This is a genomic window from Mycobacterium sp. ABE4_509 (genome assembly GCF_056160785.1).
The window spans coordinates 17347-30310 of record NZ_JBSWXU010000055.1 but is presented as its reverse complement, the minus strand read 5'-3'; the positions used below and the strand labels follow the sequence as shown (position 1 = coordinate 30310).

The 12964-nt window shown below is 69.0% G+C and carries 14 protein-coding genes and 1 pseudogene; 6 read left to right on the top strand and 9 right to left on the bottom strand.

Going from position 1 to position 12964, the window contains the following annotated elements:
- Positions 1–712: pseudogene (locus ACXAID_RS13870) on the bottom strand (cytochrome c oxidase assembly protein); the annotation flags it as partial.
- A 189-nt stretch (positions 713–901) separates the two neighbouring features.
- Here ACXAID_RS13870 and ACXAID_RS13865 point away from each other — a divergent pair.
- Positions 902–1543 carry a DUF5134 domain-containing protein gene (locus tag ACXAID_RS13865; RefSeq protein ID WP_475022793.1) on the top strand — a complete coding sequence of 214 codons (642 nt, stop codon included), beginning with the start codon at positions 902–904 and terminating at the stop codon, positions 1541–1543.
- Between the two features lie 6 nt (positions 1544–1549).
- On the opposite strand, the gene ACXAID_RS13860 is transcribed toward ACXAID_RS13865, so the two are convergent.
- Together ACXAID_RS13860 and ACXAID_RS13855 are read right to left on the bottom strand one after the other, a co-directional pair.
- Positions 1550–2260, bottom strand: coding sequence for a zf-HC2 domain-containing protein (locus ACXAID_RS13860; RefSeq protein ID WP_475022794.1), 711 nt, complete (start codon positions 2258–2260; stop codon positions 1550–1552).
- 70 nt (positions 2261–2330) lie between these two features.
- The gene (locus ACXAID_RS13855; protein WP_475022792.1) at positions 2331–2684 is read right to left on the bottom strand and encodes an ArsR/SmtB family transcription factor; all 354 of its coding nucleotides are present in this window, start codon (positions 2682–2684) and stop codon (positions 2331–2333) included.
- A gap of 64 nt (positions 2685–2748) precedes the next feature.
- Here ACXAID_RS13855 and ACXAID_RS13850 point away from each other — a divergent pair, with 64 nt between their 5' ends.
- A complete protein-coding gene (locus ACXAID_RS13850; protein ID WP_475022791.1) occupies positions 2749–4722 on the top strand; it encodes a heavy metal translocating P-type ATPase in 1974 nt (657 codons plus the stop codon).
- A gap of 13 nt (positions 4723–4735) precedes the next feature.
- Here the strand turns inward: ACXAID_RS13850 and ACXAID_RS13845 are convergent, their stop codons facing one another.
- Complete coding sequence (locus ACXAID_RS13845; RefSeq protein ID WP_475022790.1) at positions 4736–4993, bottom strand: hypothetical protein; 258 nt, start codon at positions 4991–4993, stop codon at positions 4736–4738.
- Between the two features lie 172 nt (positions 4994–5165).
- On the opposite strand from ACXAID_RS13845, the gene ACXAID_RS13840 reads away from it, so the two are divergent.
- The 4 genes from ACXAID_RS13840 (at position 5166) to ACXAID_RS13825 (ending at position 9725) form a co-directional block, all read left to right on the top strand.
- Positions 5166–5786 carry a superoxide dismutase gene (locus ACXAID_RS13840; protein WP_475022789.1) on the top strand — a complete coding sequence of 207 codons (621 nt, stop codon included), beginning with the start codon at positions 5166–5168 and terminating at the stop codon, positions 5784–5786.
- Between the two features lie 100 nt (positions 5787–5886).
- The gene (locus tag ACXAID_RS13835) at positions 5887–6270 is read left to right on the top strand and encodes an ArsR/SmtB family transcription factor (RefSeq protein WP_475022788.1); all 384 of its coding nucleotides are present in this window, start codon (positions 5887–5889) and stop codon (positions 6268–6270) included.
- Positions 6267–7295: a cation diffusion facilitator family transporter gene (locus tag ACXAID_RS13830; RefSeq protein WP_475022787.1), complete on the top strand. Its 1029-nt coding sequence runs from the start codon at positions 6267–6269 to the stop codon at positions 7293–7295. Before ACXAID_RS13835 ends, ACXAID_RS13830 begins: the two co-directional genes overlap by 4 nt.
- A 153-nt stretch (positions 7296–7448) precedes the next feature.
- Positions 7449–9725 (top strand): SpoIIE family protein phosphatase, encoded by a 2277-nt coding sequence (locus ACXAID_RS13825; protein ID WP_475022786.1) that lies wholly within the window; start codon positions 7449–7451, stop codon positions 9723–9725.
- A 77-nt stretch (positions 9726–9802) separates the two neighbouring features.
- On the opposite strand, the gene ACXAID_RS13820 is transcribed toward ACXAID_RS13825, so the two are convergent.
- Genes ACXAID_RS13820 through ACXAID_RS13800 form a run of 5 tightly spaced genes read right to left on the bottom strand, consistent with a single transcriptional unit; the run spans position 9803 to position 12721 of the window.
- Positions 9803–10480 (bottom strand): energy-coupling factor ABC transporter permease, encoded by a 678-nt coding sequence (locus ACXAID_RS13820; RefSeq protein WP_475022785.1) that lies wholly within the window; start codon positions 10478–10480, stop codon positions 9803–9805.
- 27 nt (positions 10481–10507) lie between these two features.
- The gene (locus tag ACXAID_RS13815; protein ID WP_475022784.1) at positions 10508–10855 is read right to left on the bottom strand and encodes a nitrile hydratase accessory protein; all 348 of its coding nucleotides are present in this window, start codon (positions 10853–10855) and stop codon (positions 10508–10510) included.
- Entirely contained in the window at positions 10852–11472 is a 621-nt protein-coding gene (gene nthA, locus ACXAID_RS13810) for a nitrile hydratase subunit alpha (protein ID WP_475022783.1), read from the bottom strand. Before nthA ends, ACXAID_RS13815 begins: the two co-directional genes overlap by 4 nt.
- Positions 11469–12200: a nitrile hydratase subunit beta gene (gene nthB / locus ACXAID_RS13805; protein ID WP_475022782.1), complete on the bottom strand. Its 732-nt coding sequence runs from the start codon at positions 12198–12200 to the stop codon at positions 11469–11471. Before nthB ends, nthA begins: the two co-directional genes overlap by 4 nt.
- A complete protein-coding gene (locus ACXAID_RS13800) occupies positions 12197–12721 on the bottom strand; it encodes a DUF1097 domain-containing protein (protein ID WP_475022781.1) in 525 nt (174 codons plus the stop codon). Before ACXAID_RS13800 ends, nthB begins: the two co-directional genes overlap by 4 nt.
- Positions 12722–12964 lie beyond the last annotated feature (243 nt).

Below are 12964 nucleotides of genomic sequence, written 5' to 3'. Positions count from 1 at the left end.
CCAGCACCCGCTGCGGCACCGGCTCGCCGGGCAGCGCCAGCGCTGCGGCCAGGCGCAGCCCGAGCAGCACCGCCAGCGCGACCGCGAACACGATCGCGGCGCTGGTGGCGTAGTCGTGGTCGGGGCCCTGCGCGGCGTTGCCGTTGACCGGGACCGCGATGACGCCGATCACGGCCGGGATGAGCAGGACGGCGTGCGCGGTCCAGCGCACCGAGAGCCGGACCGTCACCGCGACCACGGTGGCCGCGACGGCCACCGCGATCCAGGCCCGCGCGACCTCCGAGGCGAGCACCGCGTCGATCAGGAAGGGACCTTTGACCACCTGGAATATCGGCGCCCCGGCGTCGCTGGCGGCCTGCACGACGATCATCGCCACCGCGAGGAGCGCCCACAGCGCCGCGGCCCGCTCGGTGACGACGTGCACCAGAAACGAGCGTTCGTCGATGACGCCGCGCTGGTCGGGGCGCGCGGTGATGACGACGTAGACCAACCCGCCGACGGTCAGCACGCCGGCCAGGGTGGCGAGGAAATATCCGAGCGGCTCGGCGACCGCGGTCGCGGTTCCGGGAAACGAGTCCCCCGTCGCGGCGTAGACCTGGGCGCGGCTGCCCCAGCAGTACCAGATCAGGCCGGCTGCCACGGCGGCGAACAGCACGATCGGCGCCAGCCTGTGCCAAGCTGACGCCGGCTTCCTCGCCTGAATCGTCGTCACTGTCGCCTGCGAACCTTCCCACCGAACACCACGTGGTCCAGCCAGTCTACGACCGGTAGTCGTAGACGATGTCGCGCCGGTGGAACTTTCACCGGATCCGGTCCGACCATTGCATACGAGCCCTCGCCCCCGAATGAAAGCCGACCGAGTGAACGCTGCCGCAATGAGCCGTCGTCCGGACCCCAGCCGATGATCGAGGACCTGCTGCTGCGCTGGTTCGTCACCGCGCTCTTCGTCGTCACCGCCGTCCTGTTCGCCGCCGCGAGCGCCGCGAATCGGCGCTCGCCCACCTATGTCGTCAGCGGCGCTCTGCACATCATCATGGCCGTCGCGATGGTGATCATGGCCTGGCCGCAGGGGGCCGCCCTGCCCACCACCGGCCCGATGGTGTTCTTCGGGCTCGCCGCGGTGTGGTTCGTCGTGGTGACCTTCGCCCAGGCCGGACATCGGGTCGCCAACGCCTATCACGCGGCGATGATGCTGGCCATGGCGTGGATGTACGCGGTGATGAGCGGCGCGCTGCTGCCCGCGCCCGCCGACGGAACCAGCGGTGGGGGTCACGGGGGGCACCACCCTGGCGGGCACAGCATGCCCAGCGCCGAGATGGCGGACATGGCCGACGCGGCACCCGGCGACGTGACGCCCCCGTTCGTCACCGGGTTGAACTGGCTGTGCACCGTCGGGTTCGCCGTGGCGGCGGTCGTGTGGCTCTACGTGTACTTCGTCAGGCGCCGCGCCGAGCCCGAGACGCCGGCGGTCCGGTTCTTCGGTGTCGCCGGGCAGGTGACGATGGCTGCCGGGATGGCCATCATGTTCGGCGTGATGCTCTGACCGGGCTCAGGCCGCCGAGTCGTCGGTGGGCCACAGATGCCCGCGCCGGCGGCCGCGCGAGGCGTGGCGCGGCAGCGTGATGTCCGTGCTGTCTCCGTCCTGCTCACCCTGGCGCGGTGGTGGCGGCGCCGCCGCGGTGTCGCGCCAGTCCAGCGCCGCCAGCACGGCGCCGAGCAGCACCGGAAGGTGGCTGAGCACCCGTGCGGGGGTGACGGCTGCGGACAGTCCGTCGGCGATGACGTAGGCGGCGAGGACGATCACGAACGCCGAGAGCACACCCGCCAGGCCCGCGGCGAGCGCGGGGCGGATCACCGCCGCGACCATCACCAGACCGAGGGCCAGTGACCAGGCGGTGGATTCGTTGAACAGGTGACCGCCGCCCATGTCGGGGCCGTGCTGCAGCCCGAGCCCGAGCCCGAACGCCTGGGCCGCCCCGAGGGCGCACTGGGTGAGCCCGACGGCCAGAAGCGCCCATCTCTTCCCGCTGAGCGCGCCGACCGAGCCCACCTGTCGGCGCTGCGGCCTGTCGTCCACGGCCGCCACCGGGGGCTGGCGGGCCAGCCGGCGCAGCATGTCGGCCTGCCCGCTCATCTGGCTGTGCCAGGCGCGGCACTCCGCACAACCGGCGAGGTGCTCGTCGACGCGGGCGGCGGGCACGGGTTCGCGCTCACCGTCGATGCGGGCCGACAGCGCCTCCCGGGCCACCTCGCAGTTCACATACTCATGGTCGCGCATCGGCGGGGAATAGTTCCGTGCACCGCCCGGATACTTTCTATCCGGGTGCGCGTCACGCGGTGGTGTCGCGCGCGCCGAGGCGCAGATGCTCAATGTGGTAGACCGCCTCGTCGAGCAACTGGGCGACGTGGTTGTCGTAGAGCCGGTAGACGATGTTGCGTCCGGTGCGGTCACCGGCGACCAGCCCGAGCGCGCGCAGCAGCCGCAGTTGGTGGGAGACGGCGGGCTGCTCCATGCCGACGTCGGCCGACAGCTCGGTGACGGTGCAGGGCGCCTGGCGCAGCCGGGTCAGGATCAGCAGCCGCTTGGGCGAGGCGAGCGCCTGTAGCGTCTCGGCCACCGTCAGCGCCGAGGCCGCGTCGAGGGTGGCCGCGGGAGTCGCGCGGCCCTCGACCCCATGTCCCATGCCTCCCATTGAACCATGTATCCACAGGTTATATTGACACCTCTACACTTATATATGTATAGAGATGTATGTGAATATCCACCCCGTCGGCTCGGTAGCGGTTCCCCCGGCAGCCCGGCGCACCGCCGTCCGGCGGCGCACCACGGCAACGCTGTGGGCGGTACCCGCGGTGCGCTGGGCCGCGCTGGCCCTGACGCTGTTCACCGCCGGCGTTGCCGCGCAGCTGCTCACCGCTCCCCAGTGGCTTTCCTGGGCGCTGTATCTGGCGTGCTACGCCGCGGGCGGCTGGGCGCCGGCCCGCGACGGCGTCCTGGCCCTGCGGGACAGGACGCTCGACGTCGACCTGTTGATGGTGCTCGCCGCGATCGGGGCGGCAGCGATCGGGCAGGTGTTCGACGGCGCGCTGCTGATCGTCATCTTCGCGACCTCCGGCGCCCTGGAGGAGGTGGCGACCAGACGCACCCGGGATTCGGTCAACGGCCTGCTGGACCTGTCCCCGCAGGAAGCGGTCATCGTCGACGGCGCCGGAGCCGAACACACCGTCCCGGCACGACAACTGCGGGTAGGTGACGAGGTTCTGGTCCGGCCCGGCGAGCGGGTCTCGACCGACGGTGTCGTCGTCGACGGCACCTCCGAGGTCGACCAGTCGACCATCACCGGCGAACCGCTTCCCGCCGCCAAGACAACCGGCGACGACGTCTACGCCGGAACGCTCAACGGCTCGGGCTCCCTGCGCATCCGGGTCACCCGCGATCCGTCCGACACCGTCGTCGCACGGATCGTGGCGATGGTGGCCGAAGCGTCGGCCACCAAGGCCAAGACCCAGTTGTTCATCGAGAAGATCGAGCAGCGCTATTCGGTGGTGGTGGTCGCTGCCACCATCGCGTTGTTCACCGTGCCGCTGCTGGCCGGCGCGGACCTGCAGTCCACCCTGCTGCGGGCGATGACGTTCATGATCGTGGCATCGCCGTGTGCGGTGGTGCTGTCCACCATGCCGCCGATGCTCTCGGCCATCGCCAACGCCGGCCGGCACGGCGTGCTGATCAAGTCTGCCCTGGCCCTGGAACGCCTCGCCACCGCCGACCTCGTCGCGCTGGACAAGACGGGAACGCTGACCACCGGCAACCCGGAGCTGACCGGAATCGCCGTCCTCACCGGGAATCTCACCGAGAACCTCACCGAGAACGATGTGCTCGGCCTGGCCGCATCAGCGGAGAGCGGCAGCGAGCACCCGGTGGGCCGCGCGGTGGTGGCCGCCGCGCGTGCCCGTGGCACGGAGATCACACCCGTCCATGAGTTCCGGGCCCTGCCCGGGCGTGGGGTTCGCGCGGACGTCGCGGGCCGCGTCGTCGAGGTGCTCAGCCCGGCCGGGCTGGGTGACCGCGCCCCGGACGCCGCGACGCGCAGCGAGAATTCCGGTGCCACAGCCGTTGTCGTTGTCGCCGACGGGCAGCCCGTCGGCGTGCTCGAGCTGCGCGATCGCCTGCGCCCCGAGGCGGCGGGCGCGGTGGGCGCACTCACCGCCCTCACCGCAGCCGAACCGGTGCTGATCACCGGCGACAATGCCTGCGCGGCAGCAGATCTGGCCGACCGGGTGGGCATCCGGGATGTACGCGCCGGGCTGCTGCCCGACCAGAAGGTCGACGCGGTCACCAGGCTGCAGCGCAGCGGACACAACGTCCTGGTGGTCGGCGACGGCATCAACGACGCACCGGCGATGGCAGCGGCGCACACCTCGGTCGCGATGGGCCGCTCCGGTGCCGACCTGACACTCGACACCGCCGATGCGGTCACCGTGCGCGACGATCTGGCCACCATCGCGACCGTGATGGCACTGGCCCGGCGCACCCGGCGCGTCGTCGCCGCCAATCTCGCCATCGCCGCGACGGCCATCGTCATCCTGGTCACCTGGGATCTCGTCGGCCATCTGCCCCTTCCGCTCGGGGTGGCCGGCCATGAGGGCTCCACAATCCTCGTGGCGCTCAACGGGCTGCGGCTGCTCGGCGGGAAGGCCTGGCGGCGGGCCGGTTCGGCCTGACCGCCGGCGGGTGTCATTGCGGCGGTCCGCCGCGCTGCGACACCGTCACCGCGATCGTCTGCAGAATCTCCTGGCTGCTCTTGCCCAGGGCGACCTCCATGCCCATCAGCAGCAGCCCGGACAGGTTCACCAAGCCGGTGGCCAACCCCGCGGCACCGCCCGCCTCGTGCAGGTAGCTGTCGATCCGCGCGTGCAGCAGGTCGTCGTCGTGTTCGTCGATCCAGGCGGTCATGACATCGATTGCCCACCGGGTCTTCTCGTCGTCGGCCATGGGCGCTCGACCAATCTCGGTAGCTGACAGGAAGCGCTCGACTCGCGCTATCATTTATCGTACCAACTGAACACGTGTGAAGATAGACAGATATATCCCGGCGGCCCTAGGTTGGATTCCGGACACCGCGACATCCGCCACCAAGTGGCACCGCACAGCCGAGAGGAACCTGATGGCCGAGTACACCCTGCCCGACCTGGACTACGACTACGGCGCACTCGAACCCCACATCTCGGGGCAGATCAACGAGATCCACCACGGCAAGCACCACGCGACCTACGTCAAGGGACTCAACGACGCCATCGCCAAACTCGAGGAGGCCCGAGCCGACGGCGATCACGCGACGATCTTCCTCAACGAGAAGAACCTGGCATTCCACCTCGGCGGTCACGTCAACCACACGATCTGGTGGAAGAACCTGTCCCCCAACGGCGGCGACAAGCCCACCGGCGAGCTCGCCGCGGCCATCGACGACCAGTTCGGGTCGTTCGACAGGTTCCGCGCGCAGTTCACCGCGGCCGCCAACGGCCTGCAGGGCTCGGGGTGGGCCGTCCTCGGCTACGACACCCTGGGCCAGCGGCTGCTGACCTTCCAGCTCTACGACCAGCAGGCCAACGTTCCGCTGGGCATCATCCCGCTGCTGCAGGTCGACATGTGGGAGCACGCCTACTACCTGCAGTACAAGAACGTCAAAGCCGACTACGTCAAGGCGTTCTGGAACGTCGTCAACTGGGAAGACGTGCAGAAGCGGTTCGCCGCCGCCACCAGCACCGCCCAGGGGCTGATCGTCTAGTCCACCTCGGACGTCGGCCGGGACACCGCCGGCCGCGTTCGCGGGCGCGACGAAGCCACGCACCTGGCGGGACGACCGCCTCGTTGGCTATTATCTGCGTATGAATGCAGGTAAGCAGGATCCGGCGCCGATCGCCGAGGATCAGCTGCGCCTCATCGTCGAGATCTTCCGGATGCTCGCCGACCCGACCCGCATCCAGGTGCTGTGGGCTCTCACCGGCGCGGAACTGTCCGTCAACGAACTCGCCGAACGGGTCGACAAACCGGCGCCGTCGGTCTCCCAGCACCTGGCCAAGCTGCGGATGGCGCGCCTGGTGAGCACCCGGCGCGCCGGCACCACCATCTACTACAGCCTCGAGAACGAGCACATCCGCCAGCTGGTCACCGATGCCGTGTTCAATGCCGAGCACGCCGGCCCCGGGGTGCCCTCGCACCATCGCCATGACGTCGCGCCGCTGCCCACCAGCGCTGAGGCCAACCGATGACCGGCCACCACGACCACGACCACACGCACGACGACCACGACCACGACCACAGCCACCACCACCCGGGCGGGCTTCGCGGTGTGATCAAAGCGATCTTCGCGCCGCACTCCCACGACGCCGCCGACAGCGTCGACGGCGCACTGGAATCCTCGGCAGCCGGCATCCGCGCGGTCAAGATCAGCCTCGTCGTCCTCGGCGTCACCGCGATCGCCCAGATCGTCATCGTCGCCATCTCCGGTTCGGTGGCCCTCGCCGCCGACACCATCCACAACTTCTCCGACGCGCTGACCGCGGTGCCGTTGTGGATCGCGTTCGCGCTCAGCGCCAAAGCCGCGACCCGGCGCTACACCTACGGGTTCGGCCGCGCCGAAGACCTCGCCGGGCTGTTCGTCGTCGCGGTGATCACGGCGTCGGCGATCATCGCCGGATACGAGGCCGTGCAGCGGCTGATCCACCCACAGCACATCGACCATGTCGGGTGGGTCGCCCTGGCCGGCCTGGTCGGCTTCATCGGCAACGAGTGGGTGGCGCTCTACCGCATCCGGGTCGGTCAGCGGATCGGCTCGGCCGCCCTGGTAGCCGACGGGTTGCACGCCCGCACCGACGGGTTCACCTCGCTGGCGGTGCTCGGCAGCGCGGGCGGGGTGGCACTGGGATTCCCGCTGGCCGACCCGATCATCGGGCTGGTCATCACCGTGGCCATCCTGGCGGTGCTGCGCACCGCGGTGCGCGATGTGTTCCGGCGCCTGCTCGACGGCGTCGACCCCGCCCTCATCGACACCGCCGAGAACACGCTGGCCGCCGAACCCGGGGTACGCGCGGTACGCAGCGTCCGGATGCGCTGGATCGGCCACCAACTGCACGCCGACGCCGAACTCGACATCGACCCGGACCTCAGCCTGGCCGAAGCGCACCGCATCGCACACCACGCCGAACACGCGCTGACCCATGCCGTACCCAAGCTCGTCACCGCGCTGGTGCACGCCTACCCGGCCGAGCACGCGATTTCCTCCGCCCCCGGGTGAACGGCCGGGCGCCTGCGCCGTCGCGCGTGGCAACATCGGAGGCACTCGTTGTTGACCTGCGACCCTCGGGAGTCCGAAGATTCACTGCCATCTCAACATCGGAACCGCGCACCGCGTCCCAGATTCGGTCTACCACCCGCGGACCACGAACCCATGACCAGCGACGACGGGTGTGGCCGGCCGCCGGCGCCCGCTGCGCAACCCGACGCCGGCCTCGTGCCTGTCGGCACCCCGATCGACCTGGACAACTGTGCCCGCGAGCCCATCCACATCCCGGGCAGCATCCAACCCCGCGGTGTGCTCGCGGTCGTCGACGAATCCGACTTCACAGTCCGTCAGGTCAGCGCCAACGTCTCTGAACTGCTGGGCCGGCCCGCGGACGCGGTGTTGGGCCGGCACCTTGCGGCGATGATCGGCGTCGAGGAGGCCGAACGCCTGGCGAAGGCCACGGCGAACTTCACCGACCTACGGCAGCGCAACCCCGTCGAATGCGTCATCGATGTCGCGGGCACGCCACGGGAGTTCGACGCGATCCTGCATCGCGAGCCCGGTGACATCCTGCTCGTCGAGTTCGAGATCGCCCACGGCCAGCGGCCGTATTCCTTCCCGAACACCTATCAGGCGGTACGCAGTTCGGTCGAGGAGCTCAACCGCGCCGCGACCCTGGCCGAGCTCTACGACACCACCGCGCGCGCCGTGCGCGAGCTCACCGGCTTCGACCGGGTGATGGTGTACCGCTACGACGAGGAGTACAACGGCGAGGTCGTCGCCGAAGCCAAACGTGCTGACCTCAACTCGTTCCTGGGCCTGCACTACCCGTCCACCGACATCCCGGCGCAGGCCCGCGCGCTCTACGAGAAGAACTGGATCCGGCTGATCTCCGACGTCGACTACACCCCCGCGCCGCTGCTGGGCGCCGACCCGGCGGACTCCCCGACCGACCTCACCTACGCCACCCTGCGCAGCGTCTCGCCGATCCACATCGAATACCTGCAGAACATGGGTGTGCGGGCCTCGATGTCGATTTCGCTGCTGCGCCACGGCCAGCTGTGGGGGCTGATCGCCTGTCACCACTACTCGGGTCCGCATCTGCCGCCGTTCGGCACCCGCGCGGCCGCCGAGTTCCTCGGCGCCACGCTGTCGTTGCGGCTGGTCGACCAGTTCGAGGAGGATCAGCTCCAGCGACGGCTGGCCGCCCGGGAGGTGCTCGCCGAGCTCACCGCGAAGACCCTCGACGACGACGCATCACTGGCCACCGCGATGCTCGGGACGCCCAACCTGCTCGACCTCGTCCCCGCCGACGGCGTCGCCGTCCACATCCAGGGTGAACGGGTCTCGCAGGGGACGGTTCCGCCCCCCGATGCAGTGGCCGCGGTCATCGCGTGGGCGCACGGTGTGGACGACGAGATCGTCGGCACCGACCGGCTCTCCGACGCGCTGCCCGGCGTCGACCTCGATCCGCAGGTGGCCGCCGGCGCGCTGGCACTGGAGCTGCCCGACGGGCAGTACCTCGTCTGGTTCCGGCGCGAGGTGCTGCGGTCGGTGGATTGGGGCGGTGATCCGCACAACAAGGCGATCGCCGTCGCCGAGGGTGACGGCGTGCGGCTCAGCCCGCGCAAGTCCTTCGAGCGGTGGCGCGAGGTCGTTCATCTGCGCAGCGAGCCGTGGGCACTGAGCGAGACCGAGTCCGCGGCGGGGTTGCGGCGCCATCTGGTGGAGACGCTGTACCGGCGGACCCGCGGCGCGCTGCGTGTCGCCGAAATCCTGCAACGCAGTTTGATGCCGGAATCCCTGCCGGCACTCGATGACTGGGAACTCACGGCGCACTACCAGCCCGCCGCCGGCGGGGATGTGGGTGGCGACTGGTACGACGCGTTCGAACTGCCCGACGGCCGGCTGATCATGTTGCTCGGTGACGTCGCCGGACACGGCATCACCGTCGCAGGCACCATGGCACAGGTGCGCAGCGTGCTGCGGGCACAGTTGTTCGCCGGCGCCACGCCTGCCGAGGCGCTCGCCCAGCTCAACGATTTCAGCGTGCACATGCTGCCCGGCGCGTTCGCCACCGTCGTCGTCGCCCGTGTCGACCTGGCCACCGGACACGTCGAAGCCTGCTCGGCCGGGCACCTGATGCCGTATCTGACGAACTCCGGGCAGGCACGACAGGCCCCGATCCGGCTGGCTCCGCCGGTCGGGGCACGAGGTGCGAGGTACCCGCTGAGCACGTTCACCGTCGAACCCGGACACGGTCTGGTGATGTACTCCGACGGCCTGATCGAGCGGCGCGGTGAGGCGATCGATGACGGGATCGACCGGCTGGCCGAGACTCTCGGGCGGCCCGGTGACACCCCGGCCGACTGGATCCTGGACGCCACCCGCACCGACGACGCCGAAGACGACATCACCATCCTGACGCTGCGCCGGCACTGAGGCCGGCCGGTCTGGCGCACGGCAACGCCGCTCCCCGGCCTGAGCCGGGAAGCGGCGTCGGTGGTGCACAGGTGCGGTCAGGCGGGGTTGAACAACCGCGGTTCCAGCCAGGCACCGGTCCTGGCCTGCCGCAGCGCCTTGGCTCCTGCCAGCACGGCCAGATCGGCCAGCGGTTCGAGCGCGATCACCGCCAGGTAGGCGAAACCGAAGGTGGCGATGCTGGCGATGGTGGCGGCCGAGAAGCCCTCACCGTAGAGCGCCCAGAACGTCACCCACGACACGATGCCGGCCTGATACGTCGTCGACAGGGCCAGCACCTGCCGGTACTTCAGGTCGACGTAGGCGGTGTCCGGCGCGATCGTCTTGTGTGCCACGTACTGCAGCGCGAACAGCGGCACCAACAACGTGGTGACGTTCATCCCGTACTGCGGTATGTCGAAGGGTGCGACGAGCAGACCCTGCAGCAGCAGCCCGGACGCCAGCCCGAACGCCGCGGGTGCCGCGCCGAACAGCAAGAACAGCGTGGACCCGAGGATCAGGTGGACCTCGGAGACCCCGACCGGGAAGTGCGGGAGGATCTGGAAGAACACCAGGGTCAGCGCTGTCGTGGCCAGGCTGCCGAACACCAGCGATCCCGGGCCGCGTTCTTTGATGTGTTTCCAGGCCACGGTCATCGCGTAGGCTCCGACGCCGCCGGCGGTGAGGTAGCTCAGGACGATCTTGGACCCTTCGACTATTCCGGGTTCGATGTGCATCGCGGTTCCTTTTCTTTTCGGGCTGTCTCAGTGGTGGTCGTCGTGGTGGTCGCCGGCGACGGCATGGTCACCGCTGCGGACGCGAGGAGCATGATCACCGGAGTCGGTGATCACCGGGTTGGTGAGCAGTGACCGTTGTTGCACAACGGTTTCCAGCGCAGCGACCCAATGGTCGTAGTACTCCCATTCGCCGCGGGTGTCGCCGGGGGCCTTTTCCCAGGCGCCGATGGTGTCGATCAGACTCTGCTGGAACTCGCTCCACGGGTAGTGCCCGAACTCCGACAGGGCCAGCGCCAGCCCGAAGGCGCGGCGCTGCCACTCGTGGTCGAACTGCGGTGCCGCCTGGTCGGTGGTGCAGGTGTTGTGCAGTTTCATGACAGCTGCCCCGCCAGGGCGACGCCCATCATGGACTCGGTGGTCACCAGGTCCATCAGCTGCTCATCGGTGAAATCGTCAGTTCCTGTGGGCCGTTCGGGAATGACGAACCATCGGGAATGTCCGCTGGAATCCCACACCTTGATCTCGGTGTCGGCCGACAGATCGACCCCGATCTCGGCCAGCACCGTGCGTGGCTCACGCGCGGCCCGGGACCGGAACACCGGGTCCTTGTACCAGTACGGTGGCAGCCCCAGCACCGGCCACGGGAAACACGAGCACAGCGTGCAGATCACCAGATTGTGCACGCCCGGCCCGTTGGCGACCGCCTGCAGGTGCTCGCCCTCCGCGCCGGCCATCCCCTCGGGTAACTCCAGTTCGGCGATCGCGGCCGGGGTGTCCACCACGACGCGCGCGGCGAAGTCCGGATCCTTCCACGCCTTGACGACGATCTTCTTGCCGTTCAGCGGCGTCATCTCCGATTCGAAGTAGGAGAGCACCTTGTCCACGGTGGCGCTGGTGATGACGCCCTTCTCGATCAACAGCTGCTCCAACGCGGAGACCTTGTCGGCGCTGGCCTGCTCACGGTCGGACGGGTAGGCAAACTGGTCGGTCACTGATTCTCCTCGGCGGGTAGTAGATAGGCCTCGAAAAGCTCGGCGTACAGGGAGTTGGCGCCCGGCTCGGCACGCACACCCCACAGCTCGTCCGGGGTGAATTCGACGATGTAGATCGGCATCGGGTCGCCGATCCCGTCACCGGTGTGCACGAAATAGCCGTAGTCGCCCTCGAAGATCCGCGTCACCGTGCCCACCCGGTCACGCAGATAGCCCGGCAGGCGGGTGTGGTCGCCGGCCGGCAGGTCGGCGATGCGGACCTGCTGTCCCACCTCGTACTTGGGGTGGGCGACGTCGCGGCGCGGGCTGTCGCCGCGACGCAGATAGTCGATCACCTGATCGTCGATGGCCGCATCGCCGCCCTCCGGCGACGAGTCCTGTCCCAGCCGGGCGGCGAGCTCGGACTCGGAGATGTACCCGCTGTCGATGAAGAACTGGGTGATCCCGCCGAGCCACTTCTCGTAGTAGCGGAACTTGAAGTAGTCGAAGGGATTCATCCCCTCGGCGCCGGTACGCAGGCTCGCCCAGGTCCATTCGTCGTGGAACGCGGTGGGCACATCGGCGATGGGGTACTCGGGAAGCGCCGAGCCCAGATGGTTGCTCAGCCCCATCATCGCGACGTGGATGCCGAAGATCCGCTTTTCCCACTCCTCGACGAACACCCGCTTCTCCAGCGTCAGCGGCTCGGGCAGGCCCTCCAGGCCGCCCAGATAGTGCTGCAACTTCATGCCGTGGCACCTTTCGTGTCAGGACGCTCAGCCGGCGCCTTCTTTGTCATCACATTTGCCAGATACTCCGAGACGATCCCGAACGTCGCACCCAGCACGCAGGCGCACGCCGCCACCAGACCGGGGTGGGAGATGCTCGTCTCGTGAACCAGGGCCCCGGTGCCCGCGACGGTCGACACCGTCGAGGCGAAGCCCACCACCACCGCGGGGGTGGTCGACAGCAGACCCACCCAGGAGGCCTGCACCATCAACGCGCTGCCGACGCCGACCGCGATGGCCGTGGCGGTGAGGCTTCCGCCGAGCAGATAGGCCGCGTACAGGCTGGCCACCGCGATGACGACGCCCACGAGATTGGACGCCACCGAACGCACCCAGCCCGCCGGGCCGCCCCCGACGAAGAAGAACGACGCCCACGCCAGGAACACCACCCAGATGGGGACGGTGATCACGGTGGCGGTGAACGCTACCGCCACCCCGCCCAGGACGCCGATGCTCAGCGTCAGCGCAGATCGCGAATCCATATAGTTCCACCTTGTTTTGATCGAGGAGAATCGATGTGCCCGACCACAGGCTTTGTGCCGGACATGTGGACAACGTTGGGCCCGATGTGTTTCCGATTGGTAACTCGTCTTTTTCGGTCTCTCGCGAACGTGGACATCCCGCATGCAGAAACGGACATCGCCGCACCGGGCAGTCCGACTCGGACACAACAGGCGAAAATCCGGACATCGTCGCGCATCAGCGCCGGTGCACGGCCACCATTA

Coding starts and splice junctions, on each gene's coding strand:
- ACXAID_RS13850 (WP_475022791.1), top strand. CDS start 2,749: ATGTATGTGAATATCCACCCCGTCGGCTCGGTAGCGGTTCCCCCGGCA.
- ACXAID_RS13865 (WP_475022793.1), top strand. CDS start 902: ATGATCGAGGACCTGCTGCTGCGCTGGTTCGTCACCGCGCTCTTCGTC.
- ACXAID_RS13835 (WP_475022788.1), top strand. CDS start 5,887: ATGAATGCAGGTAAGCAGGATCCGGCGCCGATCGCCGAGGATCAGCTG.
- ACXAID_RS13845 (WP_475022790.1), bottom strand. CDS start 4,993: ATGGCCGACGACGAGAAGACCCGGTGGGCAATCGATGTCATGACCGCC.
- ACXAID_RS13825 (WP_475022786.1), top strand. CDS start 7,449: ATGACCAGCGACGACGGGTGTGGCCGGCCGCCGGCGCCCGCTGCGCAA.
- ACXAID_RS13855 (WP_475022792.1), bottom strand. CDS start 2,684: ATGGGACATGGGGTCGAGGGCCGCGCGACTCCCGCGGCCACCCTCGAC.
- ACXAID_RS13815 (WP_475022784.1), bottom strand. CDS start 10,855: ATGAAACTGCACAACACCTGCACCACCGACCAGGCGGCACCGCAGTTC.
- ACXAID_RS13800 (WP_475022781.1), bottom strand. CDS start 12,721: ATGGATTCGCGATCTGCGCTGACGCTGAGCATCGGCGTCCTGGGCGGG.
- ACXAID_RS13840 (WP_475022789.1), top strand. CDS start 5,166: ATGGCCGAGTACACCCTGCCCGACCTGGACTACGACTACGGCGCACTC.
- nthB (WP_475022782.1), bottom strand. CDS start 12,200: ATGAAGTTGCAGCACTATCTGGGCGGCCTGGAGGGCCTGCCCGAGCCG.
- ACXAID_RS13820 (WP_475022785.1), bottom strand. CDS start 10,480: ATGCACATCGAACCCGGAATAGTCGAAGGGTCCAAGATCGTCCTGAGC.
- ACXAID_RS13830 (WP_475022787.1), top strand. CDS start 6,267: ATGACCGGCCACCACGACCACGACCACACGCACGACGACCACGACCAC.